This is a genomic window from Novipirellula caenicola, assembly GCF_039545035.1.
Taxonomy (GTDB): domain Bacteria; phylum Planctomycetota; class Planctomycetia; order Pirellulales; family Pirellulaceae; genus Novipirellula; species Novipirellula caenicola.
In genome coordinates this window covers 1-14,534 of the sequence record NZ_BAABRO010000005.1, presented here as the reverse complement: position 1 = coordinate 14,534, position 14,534 = coordinate 1, and the positions used below count along the sequence as shown (strand labels likewise).

The window sequence follows — 14,534 nt, the reverse complement described above, 5'->3', positions numbered from 1 at the left end:
TGTGGACAAGGAACGCCTAGGTTCTAGCCCGCGACCGGGTTTCCGAAACTAACCATGTTGCGTAGACAAATCATGATCCGGTCCAAGACCAAGCCGATCAGACCAATGATCAAGACACTGAATGCAATTCGTGCATAGGTCGTGCTGCTGCCGTTCTGGAATTCGTCCCAAACAAACTTGCCCAGCCCCGGGTTTTGGGCCAACATGTCCGCAGCAATCAGCACCATCCATCCGACACCCAGACTGATTCGCAGGCCCGCAAACATCAGCGGCAGACTGGCGGGCAAAATGATCTTGAACAGCTTTTGAGACCACGTCAGCTTCAGCACACGAGCGACATTCAAGTAATCCTTGTCGACGCTGGCAACGCCAAGGGTGGTGTTGACCAGCGTCGGCCACAGCGAGCAGAGCGAGACCGTGACCGCCGAGATCAAGAATGCTTTTTCAAACAGCGTTTCGCCTGGTTGTGAATTGCTATAAGCCCAAATGATGACGAGGCTGGCCAACGGCAACCAAGCCAGCGGGCTGACCGGTTTGAACATCTGAATCGCCGGCGTCAACGCAGCGTTGAACCACGGGCTCATGCCACACAGCACTCCCAACGGGACCGCGATCAAGGTGGCGATGGCGAAACCAAAAAAGACAGTTTTCAAACTGGTGACGATTTGGTCGATAAAGGTCGGAGCACTCGATGGCACATAGTTCGCCGCTTGCAGTGCCTTCTTTTTGTAGATCATTGCGTTGGCGAGCAAGGCTTCTTGTTCAGTCGCGGGTACCGCGGCAGCTTGCTTCTCGAGCGTTTTAGCTTGCACCATGAAATGGATCGCATCGGCAAGCATCTCGCGTTTTTTCAGCTGATCTTCGGAGCGTTGGGCAAAGTGCATCGAGAACAAATCCGCACCGGCTTGCCAGGTCGCCGAAGGACTTGGCAGTTGCATGCTTTCGGTGACAACCGTCTTGGCGGCCAACGACCATGCACCGATGAACAAGGCGATTGCGACAATCGGCAGCAAAACAAATTTTGCGATCCCCTTGAATTGTTCACGTGGATCTTCGCCAGCGGCGAGTCGCACGAACGGCTCGAAAATCGGCATCCCGGTGACGTTGCAAAATTTTAAAGCGGTTCCACGCCAATTCATCTTTTTCTCTCGGTTACGGTTGTTGTGTTTTTGCGACGCGATGGTCGATGGAGGTGTTTGGTTTCGGGGGCTTCGTTTCGGTGGCGGCAGACCCAGAGCCTGCTTACGCAATTGGTCTGGGGTTGCTTCGCCCAGTCGTTTCCCGTTGACCGGTGCCGGCCCGCAGGCCAGGCACCATGACGACCCAGGAAAGACGTCGCTATAAAAATGACAACTGACTTTCTTCCGAACCCCGCTCTCCCCCGCGACAGGCTACGACGCGGGGGAGAGGAGACAGAAATGTCAAACTGATTTGTCAACCGGTTCGCGACGTCGATGCCTTATTGCTCAGTGGGCTTGGCGTCGGCAGCGTCGCCATCTTTGTTGCCAATCACAAAGCTGTTGATGTAGCCAATCGGGTCCCGAGCATCGTAGGTGTTGCCGTCGATAAACTCGTTGGTAGGCGGCCGATAGCCGTCGTAGTCGTCTTCAGGAATTTCGGTTTTCGCGATCTTGCCTTCGGCCACCAACATTGCGGCGGCCTTGCGGTAGATCTCAGGTTTGTAGACTTCTTTGGCCGTTTCTTCGTACCACTTGGCCGGCTTGCTTTCGGTGATCTGCCCCCAACGACGCATTTGGGTCAGGAACCAAATGCAATCGCTGTAGTGCGGATAGCTGGCGTAGTGTTTGAAGAACACGTTGAAATCGGGCATCGGACGAACATCAGTCTTCTGAAAGACAAAGGTCCCGGTCATGCTCTTTTTGATAAGCTCCTCGTCGGCACCGACATAGTCCTTGCCACTGAGGATCGTAGCGGCTTCTTCACGGTTGGTCAGATTGCCATCGGCATCGGTTTCGTCGAGCCACTTGCCTGCTCGAATCAGTGCTTTGACAATCGCAACATGCGTGTTCGGATACTTCTCGTTCCACTCGGCCGAAACCCCGAACACCTTTTCAGGGTTGTTCTTCCAAATGTCGTAGTTGGTCGTGATCGGGACGCCGATGCCCTTGGCAACCGCTTGCTGGTTCCAAGGTTCGCCGACACAGTAACCTAGAATCGTGCCGGCTTCGAGCGTCGACGGCATTTGCGGCGGCGGAGTGACCGAAAGCAAGACGTCGGCGTCCACCATTCCGGTGATGTTGTCTTTGTTATAGAAACCAGGGTGGATGCCGGCGGCTGCCAGCCAGTAACGAATTTCGTAGTTATGTGTGCTGACGGGGAACACCATCCCCATGTTGAATTCTTTGCCGTCCTGCTTGTAGCGATCCACAATCGGCTTGAGCGGCTTTGCCGAGATCGGATGCGGCGGCGTTGGCGACTTCAAACTTTCGTCGTTCTCTTGCATCTGGCTCCAGATCTCGTTGCTGACCGTGATGCCGTTTCCGTTGTAATCCAAGCTGTAAGCGGTGATGATGTGTGCTTTGGTGCCAAATCCGATGGTGGCTCCGATCGGTTGTCCGGCCAACATATGAGCACCATCAAGCTGCCCGTCGATGACGCGGTCCAGCAACACTTTCCAATTCGATTGGGCTTCGATTTCGACGTTCAGCCCTTCGTCCTGGAAGTACCCCTTCTCTTTCGCAATCACCAGCGGTGCACAGTCGGTTAGCTTGATGAAGCCAAACTTCAGCGATGGCTTTTCGATGTCCAGCATCTCGGCGATGACCGCGGGTTCCGCGCCCGTCGCTTCCTCGGATGCAGTTTCTTGCATTACCTTCTCGGCGGCGGCCTCCAAGTCCTCCAGTGTGATCTTGGATCCTCCGCAGCCGGCCGTCATCATCAACAAGCATGCAGCCAAGGAAAAAACGGAGCCGCATCGAGCGAAGGTCGAGAAAGATCGATAGAGGGTTACGGAGGGCATAGAAACAGACCTTGGCATCACGCCGTCGGAAAAAGTGGAATAGCGATAAGTAGGAGGGAAACACACACAACGCAGCCATCTGATGCACGCGATCGAGCACCGTCGGGGGCTGCGTTGCCGTCTGCAGTGTTAGGCAACAAATGGGCCAACCGCCTGTCTAGATAGGGGGACGCCGGAGCTAAGGTGGGATAAGTCGCGATAAGGCTGTCGTTGCGGGAATCAGAAGCTCGGTAACGCCGTTGGTTTTCTAAGAAATATCAGTTTTTGTATTTTGAGTATCGGTTTTGGATCCGCTTAGAATGTCAGCAGTTGCCTATTTGTTAAGCATGGCCAACCCCTTCCAGGCGTATGAGGGCGCAATCGAGGCCCACTAGCCATGATCGTCCCGTTTAATGGTCGATAGAGATGCGGGTTGAGTGCCCCCTGTATTGACGGTTCCGTTTAGGGGCGCTCGTTCGGATTGGTGCGATCGATCGCATTTTAAGTGCCAGCCACGAATTGCAGGTCCCACCCCTTTGGGATGTCGATGGCAACCGTAGTCTCGATTCTGCTTGAGACGGTAAGGGGTTGGCGGGAATGAGGAATTCTCACCATGAATGATGTTCTTGTTAATGCGGTCAACGCATCGACGAAGCGCGGGAACGCATGCTGCAAATCCGTGGCTCCTTACTTTGGTTTTGCAAAAATCATTCATCGAGGAAGGAACCTCACCATGTTGGCGACCCCAAAACGACGCCGTTCGCGTGCCGCATTGCTGGCCGCTCTCTCGACCTTGTTCACGCTCAATGCGGCAGTGGCGGATAACTATAGTGATGTCCGTGTATCGGACTCCGCGACGGAAACCGTTTTCGTCGAGCCGGCCGTCCGCGTCGTCAACGATACGTACTACACCGCAGCCGAAGCGATCGCCGAAGACGAGGCTGCACCGTTGTCGGACACGGCAATCTATCCCGAGGCATTACCTGCACCGGTGGAACATGCGTCGACGTCCTGTGGTTGCTGCAACAGCACCTGTTGCACCAAAAAGCAGCAAGATGCAGCGACAGAAAAGATGAAGAACGCCTATGGCGGCGTGTTCTATGCCAACGATTTCAGCTATTTGAATGATCCGTGCTACAACGGGCCTTCGTTTTTCGGTGATTCACTCAAGGGGCTTGCCGGTGGTAAGCTTGATCTCGGCGGCGAAGTTCGTGTTCGCTACCACGACGAAGATGGCATGCGTGGACTTGGGTTGACCGGACGTGACGACGAATTTTGGTTGACCCGTTTGCGATTGTTCTCGGACTATCGCATGAACGAATACATTCGTCTGTATGGTGAATACCTTTACGCGGATTCCGGAGGCGAGTTTTTCAACAACCGCCCGATCGAAGAGAATCGTGGTGAGATTCAGAACTTGTTCGCAGACGTGAATTTGTTCTCTGACGGATGCAGCAAGCTGACCGCACGCGTCGGACGCCAAGAATTGCTATACGGCAACCAACGATTGATCTCGCCCTTGGATTGGGCCAACACCCGTCGTACGTTCGAAGGTGGACGTTTGATGTATTCCAATCAAGATTGGAATGTGGATGGGTTCTTCGTTCATCCAGTCAATCGCAACGCTGCCACCGAGAGCAAGATTGATGACGCGGACGAGAGCGTTGACTTTTTCGGCACGTACCTAACCCGTAAAGGGTTGGACATCGGTACCTTGGATCTGTACTACCTAGGGCTGGATGATAGTACCGATGATTTTGACTACCACACGTTGGGGTCACGCGTCGCAGGCAGCAACGGCGATTTGCTTTACGAAGTCGAAGGTGGAGTTCAATTCGGTACTAACAGCAACGCCAGCAGTCACGATGCCGCCTTCTTTACCGGTGGTTTGGGACGCAAACTGAAGGTCGCCAATTGGAAACCTACGGTGTGGTTCTGGTATGACTATGCCTCCGGCGGCGATTCGGACTTTGTTGCTCGCGGGGATGACGCGTTTGATCACTTGTTCCCATTGGCCCACAAATACAATGGTTTCATGGACTTGTTTGGTCGTCGTAACCTTCACGACATCAACATGCAGTTCATCACTCCGGTGCTTGGGCCCAAAGTCAATCTGTTGGTGTGGTACCACTACTTCCTGCTCGATACATCGACCACGCCTTACGGCGTAACGATGCAGCCGTACAACACGACGGCGTTGGCCGAAGACAAGGAATTAGGACACGAGATCGACGTCGCGATCAACGTCAACTTGAACCCACGCAGCAGCATGTTGATTGGCTACTCGCGATTCTTTGCCGGCGATTACTACGACGAAACGCCCGGCGTGTTGTCCAACGACGATGCCCAATTTGTCTACACTCAGTTTCAAACTCGCTTCTAAACCAAACGACGAAGCATCGAAAACGAAAAACGCCGCCTGAGGACTCAGGCGGCGTTTTTTTTATGAGCTGCGGGACCGTAAAGGCAGCGGGAAGTGCGGCGTCGGTAACAGTGACACCTGCACTGCGAAATAACGCGTTTTAGCGAACGGCGATCGTCAGCCATCCATCACGCGAATCGATGTGATGGACGCGGTATCGCTGGCCCCGAATCGCGTCGATTTCAACCGTCTGCGGGACTTCGATCTCGCGTTGCAAAAGCGATTCCGGAAAGACTTCGTCAAAGCGATTTTGAATTGTTCGCTTAAGCCCTGCCTGGGAAACACTTAGCCGTTTTCGGCCGGGGAAGTCGACATTCACATCGGCATCCCGAATCAGAATCGCGTGCCCTTCGGGCGTCATCGCGGGCCGATAGGTAGCGGTGATTTCCATCGGGACCTTTAGCTCGCGTTCGCCTTGGGCAAAGCGAGTTCCGCGTATGCCAAAGCGAATCGCGCCGTCGCGAGCTTCGAACACGATCGGTTGTAAACGAGCAAAGTCGATCTCGAACGGCGGTTCCGTATTCTCGCCTTCCTGCTTTTCGACCGGGCGGCCTGCTTCGGCAAGCAATTCATTGATCGTCGCTTCGTTGACCGTGCGGCCTGCTAGGAATGGCCCCAGTGCGTTGTCGACCACCGATTCTTGGATTTGAATCGCGGCATCGTACGAGACCGTTATCGGCGGCCGCGATACGGTCGTCGAAATTTGGTCGTTGCGGCGAAGCGTGGCATCGACGAACAGCGAATCATCGGTCGAGCCCCATAGCCGAGCGGGATCGACAAGCGACAATCGGCTTAACGTCGGGCCGATCCTTTCCGAAATGTTTGGCGTTTGCATGCCGCCCGCTTCGCTGGTTTGTTGCACAAACTCTTCGCCTACCTGTTGCCGTAACCGCTCGACCGCAATCCGGTCGGCCTTGGGTTTCTGTTCGGCAGCTTTCTTGCGAGCGATGCGGCGGACGATTTTTAGTTTGTGTTCAATCGAAGTGATGTCGGTGTTCAATGACGCCGTCGCATAGGCGGCATCCATCGTGACACCCGATTCGTTGATGTTCAACGTGCGAGTTGCGGTCACATGCGCGTTACCCAATGTGCGAAGTTTCACCGGGCCGTTGTATCCCGTGCTGCGAGTCGAAACGTCTGCGTTGAGCGAGACTTGGATTCTGGCGGCGCCGATCGAGGGCAATAGGTTCGCGGTGACAAAGCCGGTTGTGTACGCTTCGCCAACAATCCGTGTCCCGAGAATACAATCGCGGATGGGACGTGATCGATTGACGTCGCGATTGACGGCTTGTTGGATTGCCGATTCGCCGACAAAGATCGCGACGTTGGCACGTCCAAAGACCTCGCGGATCGATGCCACCACGCCACGGGCTTGCTGCGATTCTTCGAGCAGTGATACCAATGCGGATAGCGCCGCTGCGTCTTCGGCCGACGGGACTTTGTCCATCGCCTCGATTCGCTCTGCCAATGAATCGAGCTGTTTGCTGAGTTGTTCGGCCGCTTTCTCGCCGTCGCGGAAACGGATCGCCGCGAGCAGTTGCTCGATCGAGCTGCGAAGCCGGGTAAGCGAACTCATTTCGAGCCCTTCGATGTTTCCAATCAAGCGGAAACGCGTATCGATCGCCGTTCGTGCCAGCTCCGAAAGCGAATCGGATTGCAAGGCGTCCGCGAGCGGATCGAGGTCCAAGTAATCGAGCCACGCTTGCCCATTGCTCTGCGAGCGTTGTGCCAACATGAACTGCCGAACCGATTCAATCTTTTCAGCGACGTCCTGTTTCGCCTTTTGTAGGTCAGGAAATCGGTCTTCGGTGATCTGGCTGGCGTCATAGCGAATCTGGGACACCAATCGTGCCCGATCGCTATCTGACAATTGGGCCGCCGATTCACTCGAAAAATAAGTCTGAGTCCCGAGCAAAGCGGTGAAGCAGAGCGTGCGAAGGAGTAAAGACGGTTGTGTGCTAAGCTGTTGCAGTCCCATTGCGTACCACGGTTAGTCTGGGGGTTTTGGGGCGGATTTGAGCCCTATTGTAAGTCGCTGGCAACGTTAGGGAGAGAGGGTGCCCCCGACAAAACCTAGCTCTTTTCCAGATCCAGCACTCCTAACCATCCCGCAGGGGGCGATTGTCCTTGCCGGGCCATTTGAGCCAGGATTCGCTGGCTCGGCCGATCTCGATCGGCAATGCAAGCAAAGGCCTCGCGTGCCACCGTCCAATCGCCCTCGATAAACGCCTCGAGTCCGCGTTGATAGGTCACCATGTCAGCGGCGGTGAGCGATTCGCTCGCTAGGCTGAGTTCGTAGATATTGACCGGATGGATCAAACCGGCGGGCCGCACCAATGCCAACCGCCGGGTCACCATCGTCGTGTCGCCGTCGCCAATCGTCCCTGAACTTGTCTGTTCGTCGCTGATCGCTTCCGTCTTTGTCCATTTGTCGTTGATCGCTCCGCGATCGTCGCGCCGATTCAACGCCATCGCGGTGGGTTCATCAATGATCGTTTGCACCCCAAATTGCTTGGTCAGTCCCTCTAACCGGCTGGCGAGATTCACCACCGGTCCAAACGCGGTGACTTTGACCTGATCGACAGTCCCAATCTGTCCCGCAACGGCGTTGCCGGTTGCAATACCGATACCATGTTGGAAGCGGTGTCCGATCTCGTTTTGATCTCGGTCGGTATGAATTGCGAGTTGCCTGCGAATTTGGATCGCGGCGTTGGCGGCTCGAGCGACATTATCGGGTTGGGCGATCGGCCAACCCCAGAATCCCATCGCCGCATCACCGTGGAAATCGCCGATGACGCCACCGCAATCGAGAATCGCACGGGTCATGACGCCAAGTGACTCGCTGACTTGGTTTAGCAGTTCCAACAGATGGTCGGATTGTTCTTCGCTTTTTCGTGTGAACCCTCGCAGGTCACAAAACATGACCGACAAATTGGCTTCGCGTGGCCGCAGCACCTCAGCGGGATCTTGGTTCGCTAACGCGTCCATCACGACAGGTGCAAAGAATTGTCGCATCGATGCTTGGCGTCGTTCCAATCGTCGCGTTTGCCGTAGGTTGGCGACCATCGATCCAACAAGTTCGGCAAACTTCAAATCATCCTGCAGCGCTTCCGGCGGGGTCGCGTTCTGGTCTCGCGGATCAAAACGTCCATGGGTTGACGATTGACCGGCGACGTAGATCGCCCAACCACGGCACGCGATACTTCGCAGCGGAACGCAGAAAGCCCAATCGACACCCTCGTTCGTCGTATACCCACTCTGCGTCACATCGTGAGGAGACCAGACTTGCAAAACGCTTTCGCGAGTTTCGATCGCCGAACGGGCAAGTCGTGCGCTGACTTGTGCCGATTCGTATTCAAACCCGCGGCTATCGTAATGCAGGATTTGGACGGGCAATTCCGCTCGCGGACGGTTGCGATGATCGGATGCCGGATCGTCTTGCAACGCGACAATCGCCACGGCAGTCGCCGCCGGTGTGGCTTGCAGCAATACATTGGTCATCCGCACCAACAATTCTTCGTCGGTCTCGCTGCTGGTGATCAAGTCGGGCAAACGACTCAGCATGTCGATGCGTGAATTGGCATCGCGGAAATGGCGGCGTCGCAACACCGTGTAGTCGTAGACGTGCTGAGTAACATTCTCGCTCGATGGCAACTCCGAGGCGCCGGGCCGATTGACTACCGTGAACGTGGTTTCGCCAATCACAAAATGTTCACCGACGGTCAATTTGAATTGCGGCGATTGTCGACCACGATAGAAGACGGGATTGCGAGCGTGCACGTTCTGGATGACTTCGACTTGATGATCCAGATGCACTTTGATTCGCGCGTGTCGTCGCGAGATCTTGGGATCCCACGGGACATTCCAATCGCTGTCAGCACGTCCCAGCAGGATTTCGCGACCGGACGTGGCGTCGGGCAATGCACGTCGCCAACGCTGTTGGTCATGGGGCCCTTGCGCGATTAAATCCGCCACGGTTTAGCTTTGAGTGCGATGAGAGATTAGAAAGTCGACCGTCAATTCCCGCGCCCGTTCGTTGTTCATCAAGAAACTGTGCAGCACGGGCACGGTATGAAATTCTTCGGCGCCTTCGAGTTGTGCTTCTTCGATGCTGACCACAAAATCACTCGCGCCGTCGACAAGAGGGTTTTGAATCGGGGTCGAAGAGACGTCACCGGCGACGATCGCAAAGGGGAATGGCGGGGTTGCCAACCGATCCGCAAACGCTTGCCACTGACTGCCCAATTCGCGGCATCCTTTGCCGGTGATGACGTCGAAGATACCCGTAGCGTTTAGCCGCCGAGCGATGGCGGCGCCTTGATTGGGTGGTCCTAACATGACCATCGATTCACAACGCGGCAACAGATTTCGAGGATCACCGTCACGTTGCAGATCGCCGATCAAATGTCGCGTGACAATGTTGCCCATGCTGTGCCCGACGAAGCTAATTTTCGTATCTTCGGGTAATCGTTCGAGCAACTCGCGAAGCGCCGCTGCGTGGTCGCCAATCGAACAACGTGTGCTCGCGTACGAGAACCGAATGATCTCGGCATCGTCGGTCGACTTCAGGTCCTTTTCCAACTGCGTCATCGAATGATGCGTCCGCATCAAACCATGAAGCAGGATGACGACTCGTTTGCATTGGGACGCAGGGGCCGATGGTGTGTGTTCTGCCAAACACGTTTCACAGTGCTGGCGAGTCCCCCAAGTGATGCGATTGTTGTTTCGGTCCAGCAAACGCCAATGTCCCGTCAACGCATTCTGCTGAAGACGGTTTCCATCGACCCATGCATGATCGGTCCAGACCTGGGTCCCCCCTGCGGTCTTGTTTAGAAAGGCCAACGAAGAGGAGCGCGGCACCACGGTTTCGTCATCACTGGATGTTTCGGCGATCGGCGGATTGGTGGGGGATTGCGATCGCACGAGATTCGATTCCTGAGCAAGAAACAGCAGGGCGAGGAGGCAGAAGTGTCGCATGATCGTCATTCAGGGTGAAGGAAAAAGCGGGTGATAAGCCTACAGAGACCGCCGACGGCCCATCGCTTCGCATTTCTTCAAAAAATTTCGATTGAATTGGACCTTCGCTTGACGGGGATCAGCGGGCGATCCCCGCGTCGCAATGCCTCGATCCGCGTCGTAGCGACCCGATCGCCCTCTGACGCGGTGCTCGCTACTCCGCTTTCGGAGCGTTCTTTTTCGCAGGCTCCTGTTTGGTTTTGGTCGTCTTGTCTGTGGGGGCTTTGATGACCGCAGGCGGCTTTTTGCCTTTGGGGACAAATCGCATCGAGATCGAATTGACGCAGTGGCGAGTATTTTTGGCGGTGAATCGCTCTCCCTCGAAAACGTGGCCAAGATGTCCCTTGCAGTTACTGCAGACAATTTCGATCCGCTCGCCATCGGCGTCCAAATGCCGCTCGACCGCCCCTTTGATTTCATCGTCAAAGCTGGGCCACCCGCAATGGCTTTCAAATTTGCTCTCTGAACTGTACAGCGGAGCGTTGCATTGCCGGCAAATGTAGATGCCGGGGTCTTTCGTATGGGTGTACTCACCGATTCCCGCTCGTTCGGTTCCCTTATGCAAAATCACATAGGCTTCGCGTTCATTGAGCGGATTGAATGAAAATGGCGTCTTGGCCTTGGCTGCAGTTTCGCTACCCGCATTCTTTTCCGTGGCCGACTGCGGTTGGGGGGCCGCTGCGGCATTGTCGGTGGGTTCGGCGGGAGCCGAGACGAAAATCGCGGCGGTGCTTTCGCTGTTTGTCCCCGTGCTCGCCGATTCGTTGTGGGCAATTTCGTCGCTGGCCGCATCCGCACGCGACGCAGCGGCGCTGGGACGTGAAACGTTCGTGTCGCAACCGGCAAAACATCCAGCCAGGAGGAGGGGGAATATGGCAGTCAGTCTCAAGCGAATTCTCCTGCAAGCGGATCGTGAGTGTGTGATCGTTATTGTTTGGATTTTGAAATCGTGAGGTCCGCTCCTCCGATCCCTTCCATTCTAGCCGCGAAATCACCTCGCGGGGCACCCCATTAGACAGGTGGCTTGGGGGGATCGGAGGTCGGCTAGTGGGGATCACGGCCCGCGTATGCCGTCGTAAGCTGGTTGCAATGCGAGTATAAAATCCATTGTGTGGTGAAATTGCCGTGTCGATTCCATTACACTGAGCGTTTGTAAGCATCAAAGCGTTTGAAGGCAGCAAGCTTGGGCCTTCGCGTTCGATTGATTCCCCCCTTTTTCCTGACTGGCTTTCCCACCATGACCAAATCTCCCTCAGGGCAAATTGACCACGTTCTGACCGAAGATCGTTTGTTTCCGCCCCCGGCCGAATTTACTCAGAAGGCCGTTTTTTCGACGACCGACCAGTACCAGGAAATGTACAAGCGTGCGGCCGAAAACACGGATGACTTTTGGCGTGAAGAAGCGCTCGAGCATCTGCATTGGTTCGAGCCGTTCAGCGAAGTGTGCAAGTGGAATCCGCCTCACGCTGAATGGTTTGTCGGCGGCAAGACGAACGCCAGCTATAACTGTTTGGACCGACACATCGACGCCGGCCGGGGCGATCGTGCGGCGATCATTTGGGAAGGGGAACCGGGCGATACGCGAACGCTTAGCTACAGCGAACTTCGCCGCGAAGTTTGCAAGTGCGCCGAAGGGCTCAAGCAACTTGGCGTCGGTGTCGGTGATGTCGTCAGCATTTACATGCCGATGACTCCCGAGCTTGCGATTGCGATGTTGGCTTGTGCTCGCATCGGAGCGGTCCATTCGGTGATCTTTGCCGGTTTTAGCGCCGAGTCGATTGTCGATCGCAATAACGACGCGGGGGCGAAATTGATGATCACCGCCGACGGGCTGTACCGCCGAGGCAAGATTTTGCCATTGAAGAAAACGGTGGACGAGGCGCTGGTAAAATCGCCGACGGTCCAGCACTGCTTGGTACTCAAGCGAACCGGTCAAGACGACGTGGCGATGACCGAAGGCCGCGACGTGTGGTGGCACGATGTGGTCGATACACAGGCTGGCGAAATCGCAGCCGAACCGATGGGCAGCGAAGCATCGTTGTTCATTCTGTATACCTCGGGCAGCACCGGGAAACCCAAAGGGATTCGACACACCACCGCAGGATACAACCTGTGGGCCAAGCGGACATTCCAGTGGGTGTTTGATCATCGCGAAGATGACGTCTATTGGTGCACCGCCGATTGTGGATGGATCACCGGTCACACCTACATCGTGTACGGACCGCTATCGGCCGGGGCGACCTGTTTGATGTACGAAGGCGCACCAAACTTTCCCGCCGAAGATCGCTTCTGGGATCTGGTCGAAAAGTACAAGGTGACGATTCTGTACACCGCTCCGACCGCCATTCGCGCCTTTATCAAATGGGGCGACGAGCACGTTGATAAACATGACCTATCGAGCTTGCGATTGCTGGGAAGCGTCGGCGAAGGGATCAACCCCGAAGCCTGGATGTGGTACCACAAAAAGATTGGTGGCGAGCGTTGCCCGATCGTTGACACGTGGTGGCAAACCGAAACGGGCGGCATCATGATGAGTCCGTTGCCAGGGATCACGGCAACCAAACCCGGTTCGTGTACCACACCGCTGCCGGGCGTGGTGCCTGCGATTGTCGACGAAACCGGCAACGAAGTTGACGATCACCACGGCGGGATGCTGTGTATCGCCAAACCGTGGCCAGGGATGCTACGAGGCATCTGGGGTGACGAAGACCGTTATGCCGACCAATATTGGTCAATGGTCCCCGGGAAATATCTGACTGGCGATAACGCTCGGCGTGACAAAGACGGTTACTACTGGATCATGGGCCGCATCGATGATGTGATCAACGTCTCAGGACACCGGCTTAGCACGATCGAAGTCGAAAGTGCATTGGTCAGCCACCCGGCGGTCTGCGAGGCGGCGGTCGTCGGACGTCCGGACGAGATCAAGGGGCAAGCCATCGCGGCGTTTGTTTCGATTCGCGATCGCGAACCTGACGAAGCGTTGCGGACGGAGTTGAAGATGCATGTGCGGAAGCAGATTGGAGCTCTGGCTCAGCCCGACGACCTGCGGTTCACCGCATCGCTTCCGAAGACGCGAAGCGGCAAAATCATGCGTCGCTTGCTGCGTGATATCGCCTCGGGCAACGAGATCGGCGGCGATACGTCGACACTCGAGGATTATTCGGTGTTGGCCAAGATCCGCGACGAAGACTAGTCGTCCGCGAGCGAAATTTGCAGTGGCGAAACTCGCCATGCGTTGCGGATGGATCGGTGATGAAACGAACGTCTTCGCGATGCTCGATCGCGAGGTTCGTTACGCGGTATAACGTGTCACGGCCGATTCGGGATAACCGTCATAGAAACGGCGGATCCAATGTCGGCCGGACCAATGTTCGAGATGCCGCTGCCATCCGTTTCGCTCGAGCAATCGGTCGCTGATCGCCCCGTTGGTGACATGCGCCACGATGGCGGCGGCATTGCGAACACGGGCGATTTCTTCGAGCACGCGGATGGCGCCGATAAACGTTTTGTAACCGGCTTTCTGACCCGAGCGAATGTAGTCGAGCGTCAAGAAGCCTGGCATCCCAAAGGGTTGATGGTAATCCAACCAGCAGATGTCGTCGTTCATCCGCCCGTATCTGGATTGCCACCAAACCTGGGCCACTGACACGCTGCCGGCGACCCACCGCCGCTGGACTTTGACAAAGCGGCCGCCTTGCATCACGATTCGGCCACATCGCCACGAACGCAACTGAGCTTGCCCGTCGCCAATGTCGGTGATGAAACTCGGTCCAAACATGATCCTGTTCTCGCTTATTGGTTCGCCGCCGTTTCTAGGTGTAGCGAAAGTCGCCAAGACTTTCGATCGGTCGACGCATGCCCCTCCGAAACTCACTCACGGCTTATTGATTTAATGAGCCGCGACGCGTCAGCGGCCGGGTCCCACGCACGACCCGGTGCCTTACGGCCCACGGCTCACCGCTGAGATTTGCATTTCGCTTAAATCAACACGTCGCCAAGACTTTCGGTCGGTCGACGCATGCCCCTCCGAAACTCACTCACGGCTTATTGATTTAATGAGCCGCGACGCGTCAGCGGCCGGGTCCCACGCACGACCCGGTGCCTTACGGCCCACGGCTCACCGCTGAGATTTGC

The 14,534-nt window shown here is 55.9% G+C and carries 9 protein-coding genes; 2 read left to right on the top strand and 7 right to left on the bottom strand.

The window, feature by feature from the left end; translation table 11 throughout:
* Nucleotides 1–23: 23 nt before the first annotated feature.
* A complete protein-coding gene (locus tag ABEA92_RS11865; RefSeq protein ID WP_345684047.1) occupies nucleotides 24–1,139 on the bottom strand; it encodes an ABC transporter permease in 1,116 nt (371 codons plus the stop codon).
* A 320-nt stretch (nucleotides 1,140–1,459) separates the two neighbouring features.
* Nucleotides 1,460–2,899: a CmpA/NrtA family ABC transporter substrate-binding protein gene (locus ABEA92_RS11860; protein WP_345684431.1), complete on the bottom strand. Its 1,440-nt coding sequence runs from the start codon at nucleotides 2,897–2,899 to the stop codon at nucleotides 1,460–1,462.
* A 793-nt stretch (nucleotides 2,900–3,692) separates the two neighbouring features.
* On the opposite strand from ABEA92_RS11860, the gene ABEA92_RS11855 reads away from it, so the two are divergent.
* A complete protein-coding gene (locus ABEA92_RS11855; RefSeq protein WP_345684046.1) occupies nucleotides 3,693–5,342 on the top strand; it encodes an alginate export family protein in 1,650 nt (549 codons plus the stop codon).
* A gap of 139 nt (nucleotides 5,343–5,481) precedes the next feature.
* Here ABEA92_RS11855 and ABEA92_RS11850 read toward each other — a convergent pair whose 3' ends face one another.
* The 4 genes from ABEA92_RS11850 to ABEA92_RS11835 all read right to left on the bottom strand — a co-directional run bounded on the left by ABEA92_RS11850 (nucleotide 5,482) and on the right by ABEA92_RS11835 (nucleotide 11,286).
* Nucleotides 5,482–7,224 (bottom strand): hypothetical protein, encoded by a 1,743-nt coding sequence (locus ABEA92_RS11850; protein WP_345684045.1) that lies wholly within the window; start codon nucleotides 7,222–7,224, stop codon nucleotides 5,482–5,484.
* A gap of 230 nt (nucleotides 7,225–7,454) precedes the next feature.
* Entirely contained in the window at nucleotides 7,455–9,356 is a 1,902-nt protein-coding gene (locus ABEA92_RS11845) for an adenylate/guanylate cyclase domain-containing protein (protein WP_345684044.1), read from the bottom strand.
* Nucleotides 9,357–9,359: 3 nt separating this feature from the next.
* Nucleotides 9,360–10,358, bottom strand: coding sequence for an esterase/lipase family protein (locus tag ABEA92_RS11840; RefSeq protein ID WP_345684043.1), 999 nt, complete (start codon nucleotides 10,356–10,358; stop codon nucleotides 9,360–9,362).
* A 193-nt stretch (nucleotides 10,359–10,551) separates the two neighbouring features.
* Nucleotides 10,552–11,286, bottom strand: coding sequence for a methionine-R-sulfoxide reductase (locus tag ABEA92_RS11835; RefSeq protein WP_345684042.1), 735 nt, complete (start codon nucleotides 11,284–11,286; stop codon nucleotides 10,552–10,554).
* A 348-nt stretch (nucleotides 11,287–11,634) separates the two neighbouring features.
* Here ABEA92_RS11835 and acs point away from each other — a divergent pair, with 348 nt between their 5' ends.
* The gene (acs, locus tag ABEA92_RS11830) at nucleotides 11,635–13,593 is read left to right on the top strand and encodes an acetate--CoA ligase (RefSeq protein ID WP_345684041.1); all 1,959 of its coding nucleotides are present in this window, start codon (nucleotides 11,635–11,637) and stop codon (nucleotides 13,591–13,593) included.
* A 99-nt stretch (nucleotides 13,594–13,692) separates the two neighbouring features.
* Here acs and ABEA92_RS11825 read toward each other — a convergent pair whose 3' ends face one another.
* On the bottom strand, nucleotides 13,693–14,178 hold the full coding sequence (locus tag ABEA92_RS11825; protein WP_345684040.1) for a hypothetical protein: 486 nt from the start codon (nucleotides 14,176–14,178) through the stop codon (nucleotides 13,693–13,695).
* Nucleotides 14,179–14,534 lie beyond the last annotated feature (356 nt).

Bases quoted from the DNA above. Each gene is read 5' to 3' on its own strand.
- ABEA92_RS11865 (WP_345684047.1), bottom strand. From the start codon at position 1,139: ATGAATTGGCGTGGAACCGCTTTAAAATTTTGCAACGTCACCGGGATG.
- ABEA92_RS11860 (WP_345684431.1), bottom strand. From the start codon at position 2,899: ATGATGACGGCCGGCTGCGGAGGATCCAAGATCACACTGGAGGACTTG.
- ABEA92_RS11855 (WP_345684046.1), top strand. From the start codon at position 3,693: ATGTTGGCGACCCCAAAACGACGCCGTTCGCGTGCCGCATTGCTGGCC.
- ABEA92_RS11840 (WP_345684043.1), bottom strand. From the start codon at position 10,358: ATGCGACACTTCTGCCTCCTCGCCCTGCTGTTTCTTGCTCAGGAATCG.
- acs (WP_345684041.1), top strand. From the start codon at position 11,635: ATGACCAAATCTCCCTCAGGGCAAATTGACCACGTTCTGACCGAAGAT.
- ABEA92_RS11825 (WP_345684040.1), bottom strand. From the start codon at position 14,178: ATGTTTGGACCGAGTTTCATCACCGACATTGGCGACGGGCAAGCTCAG.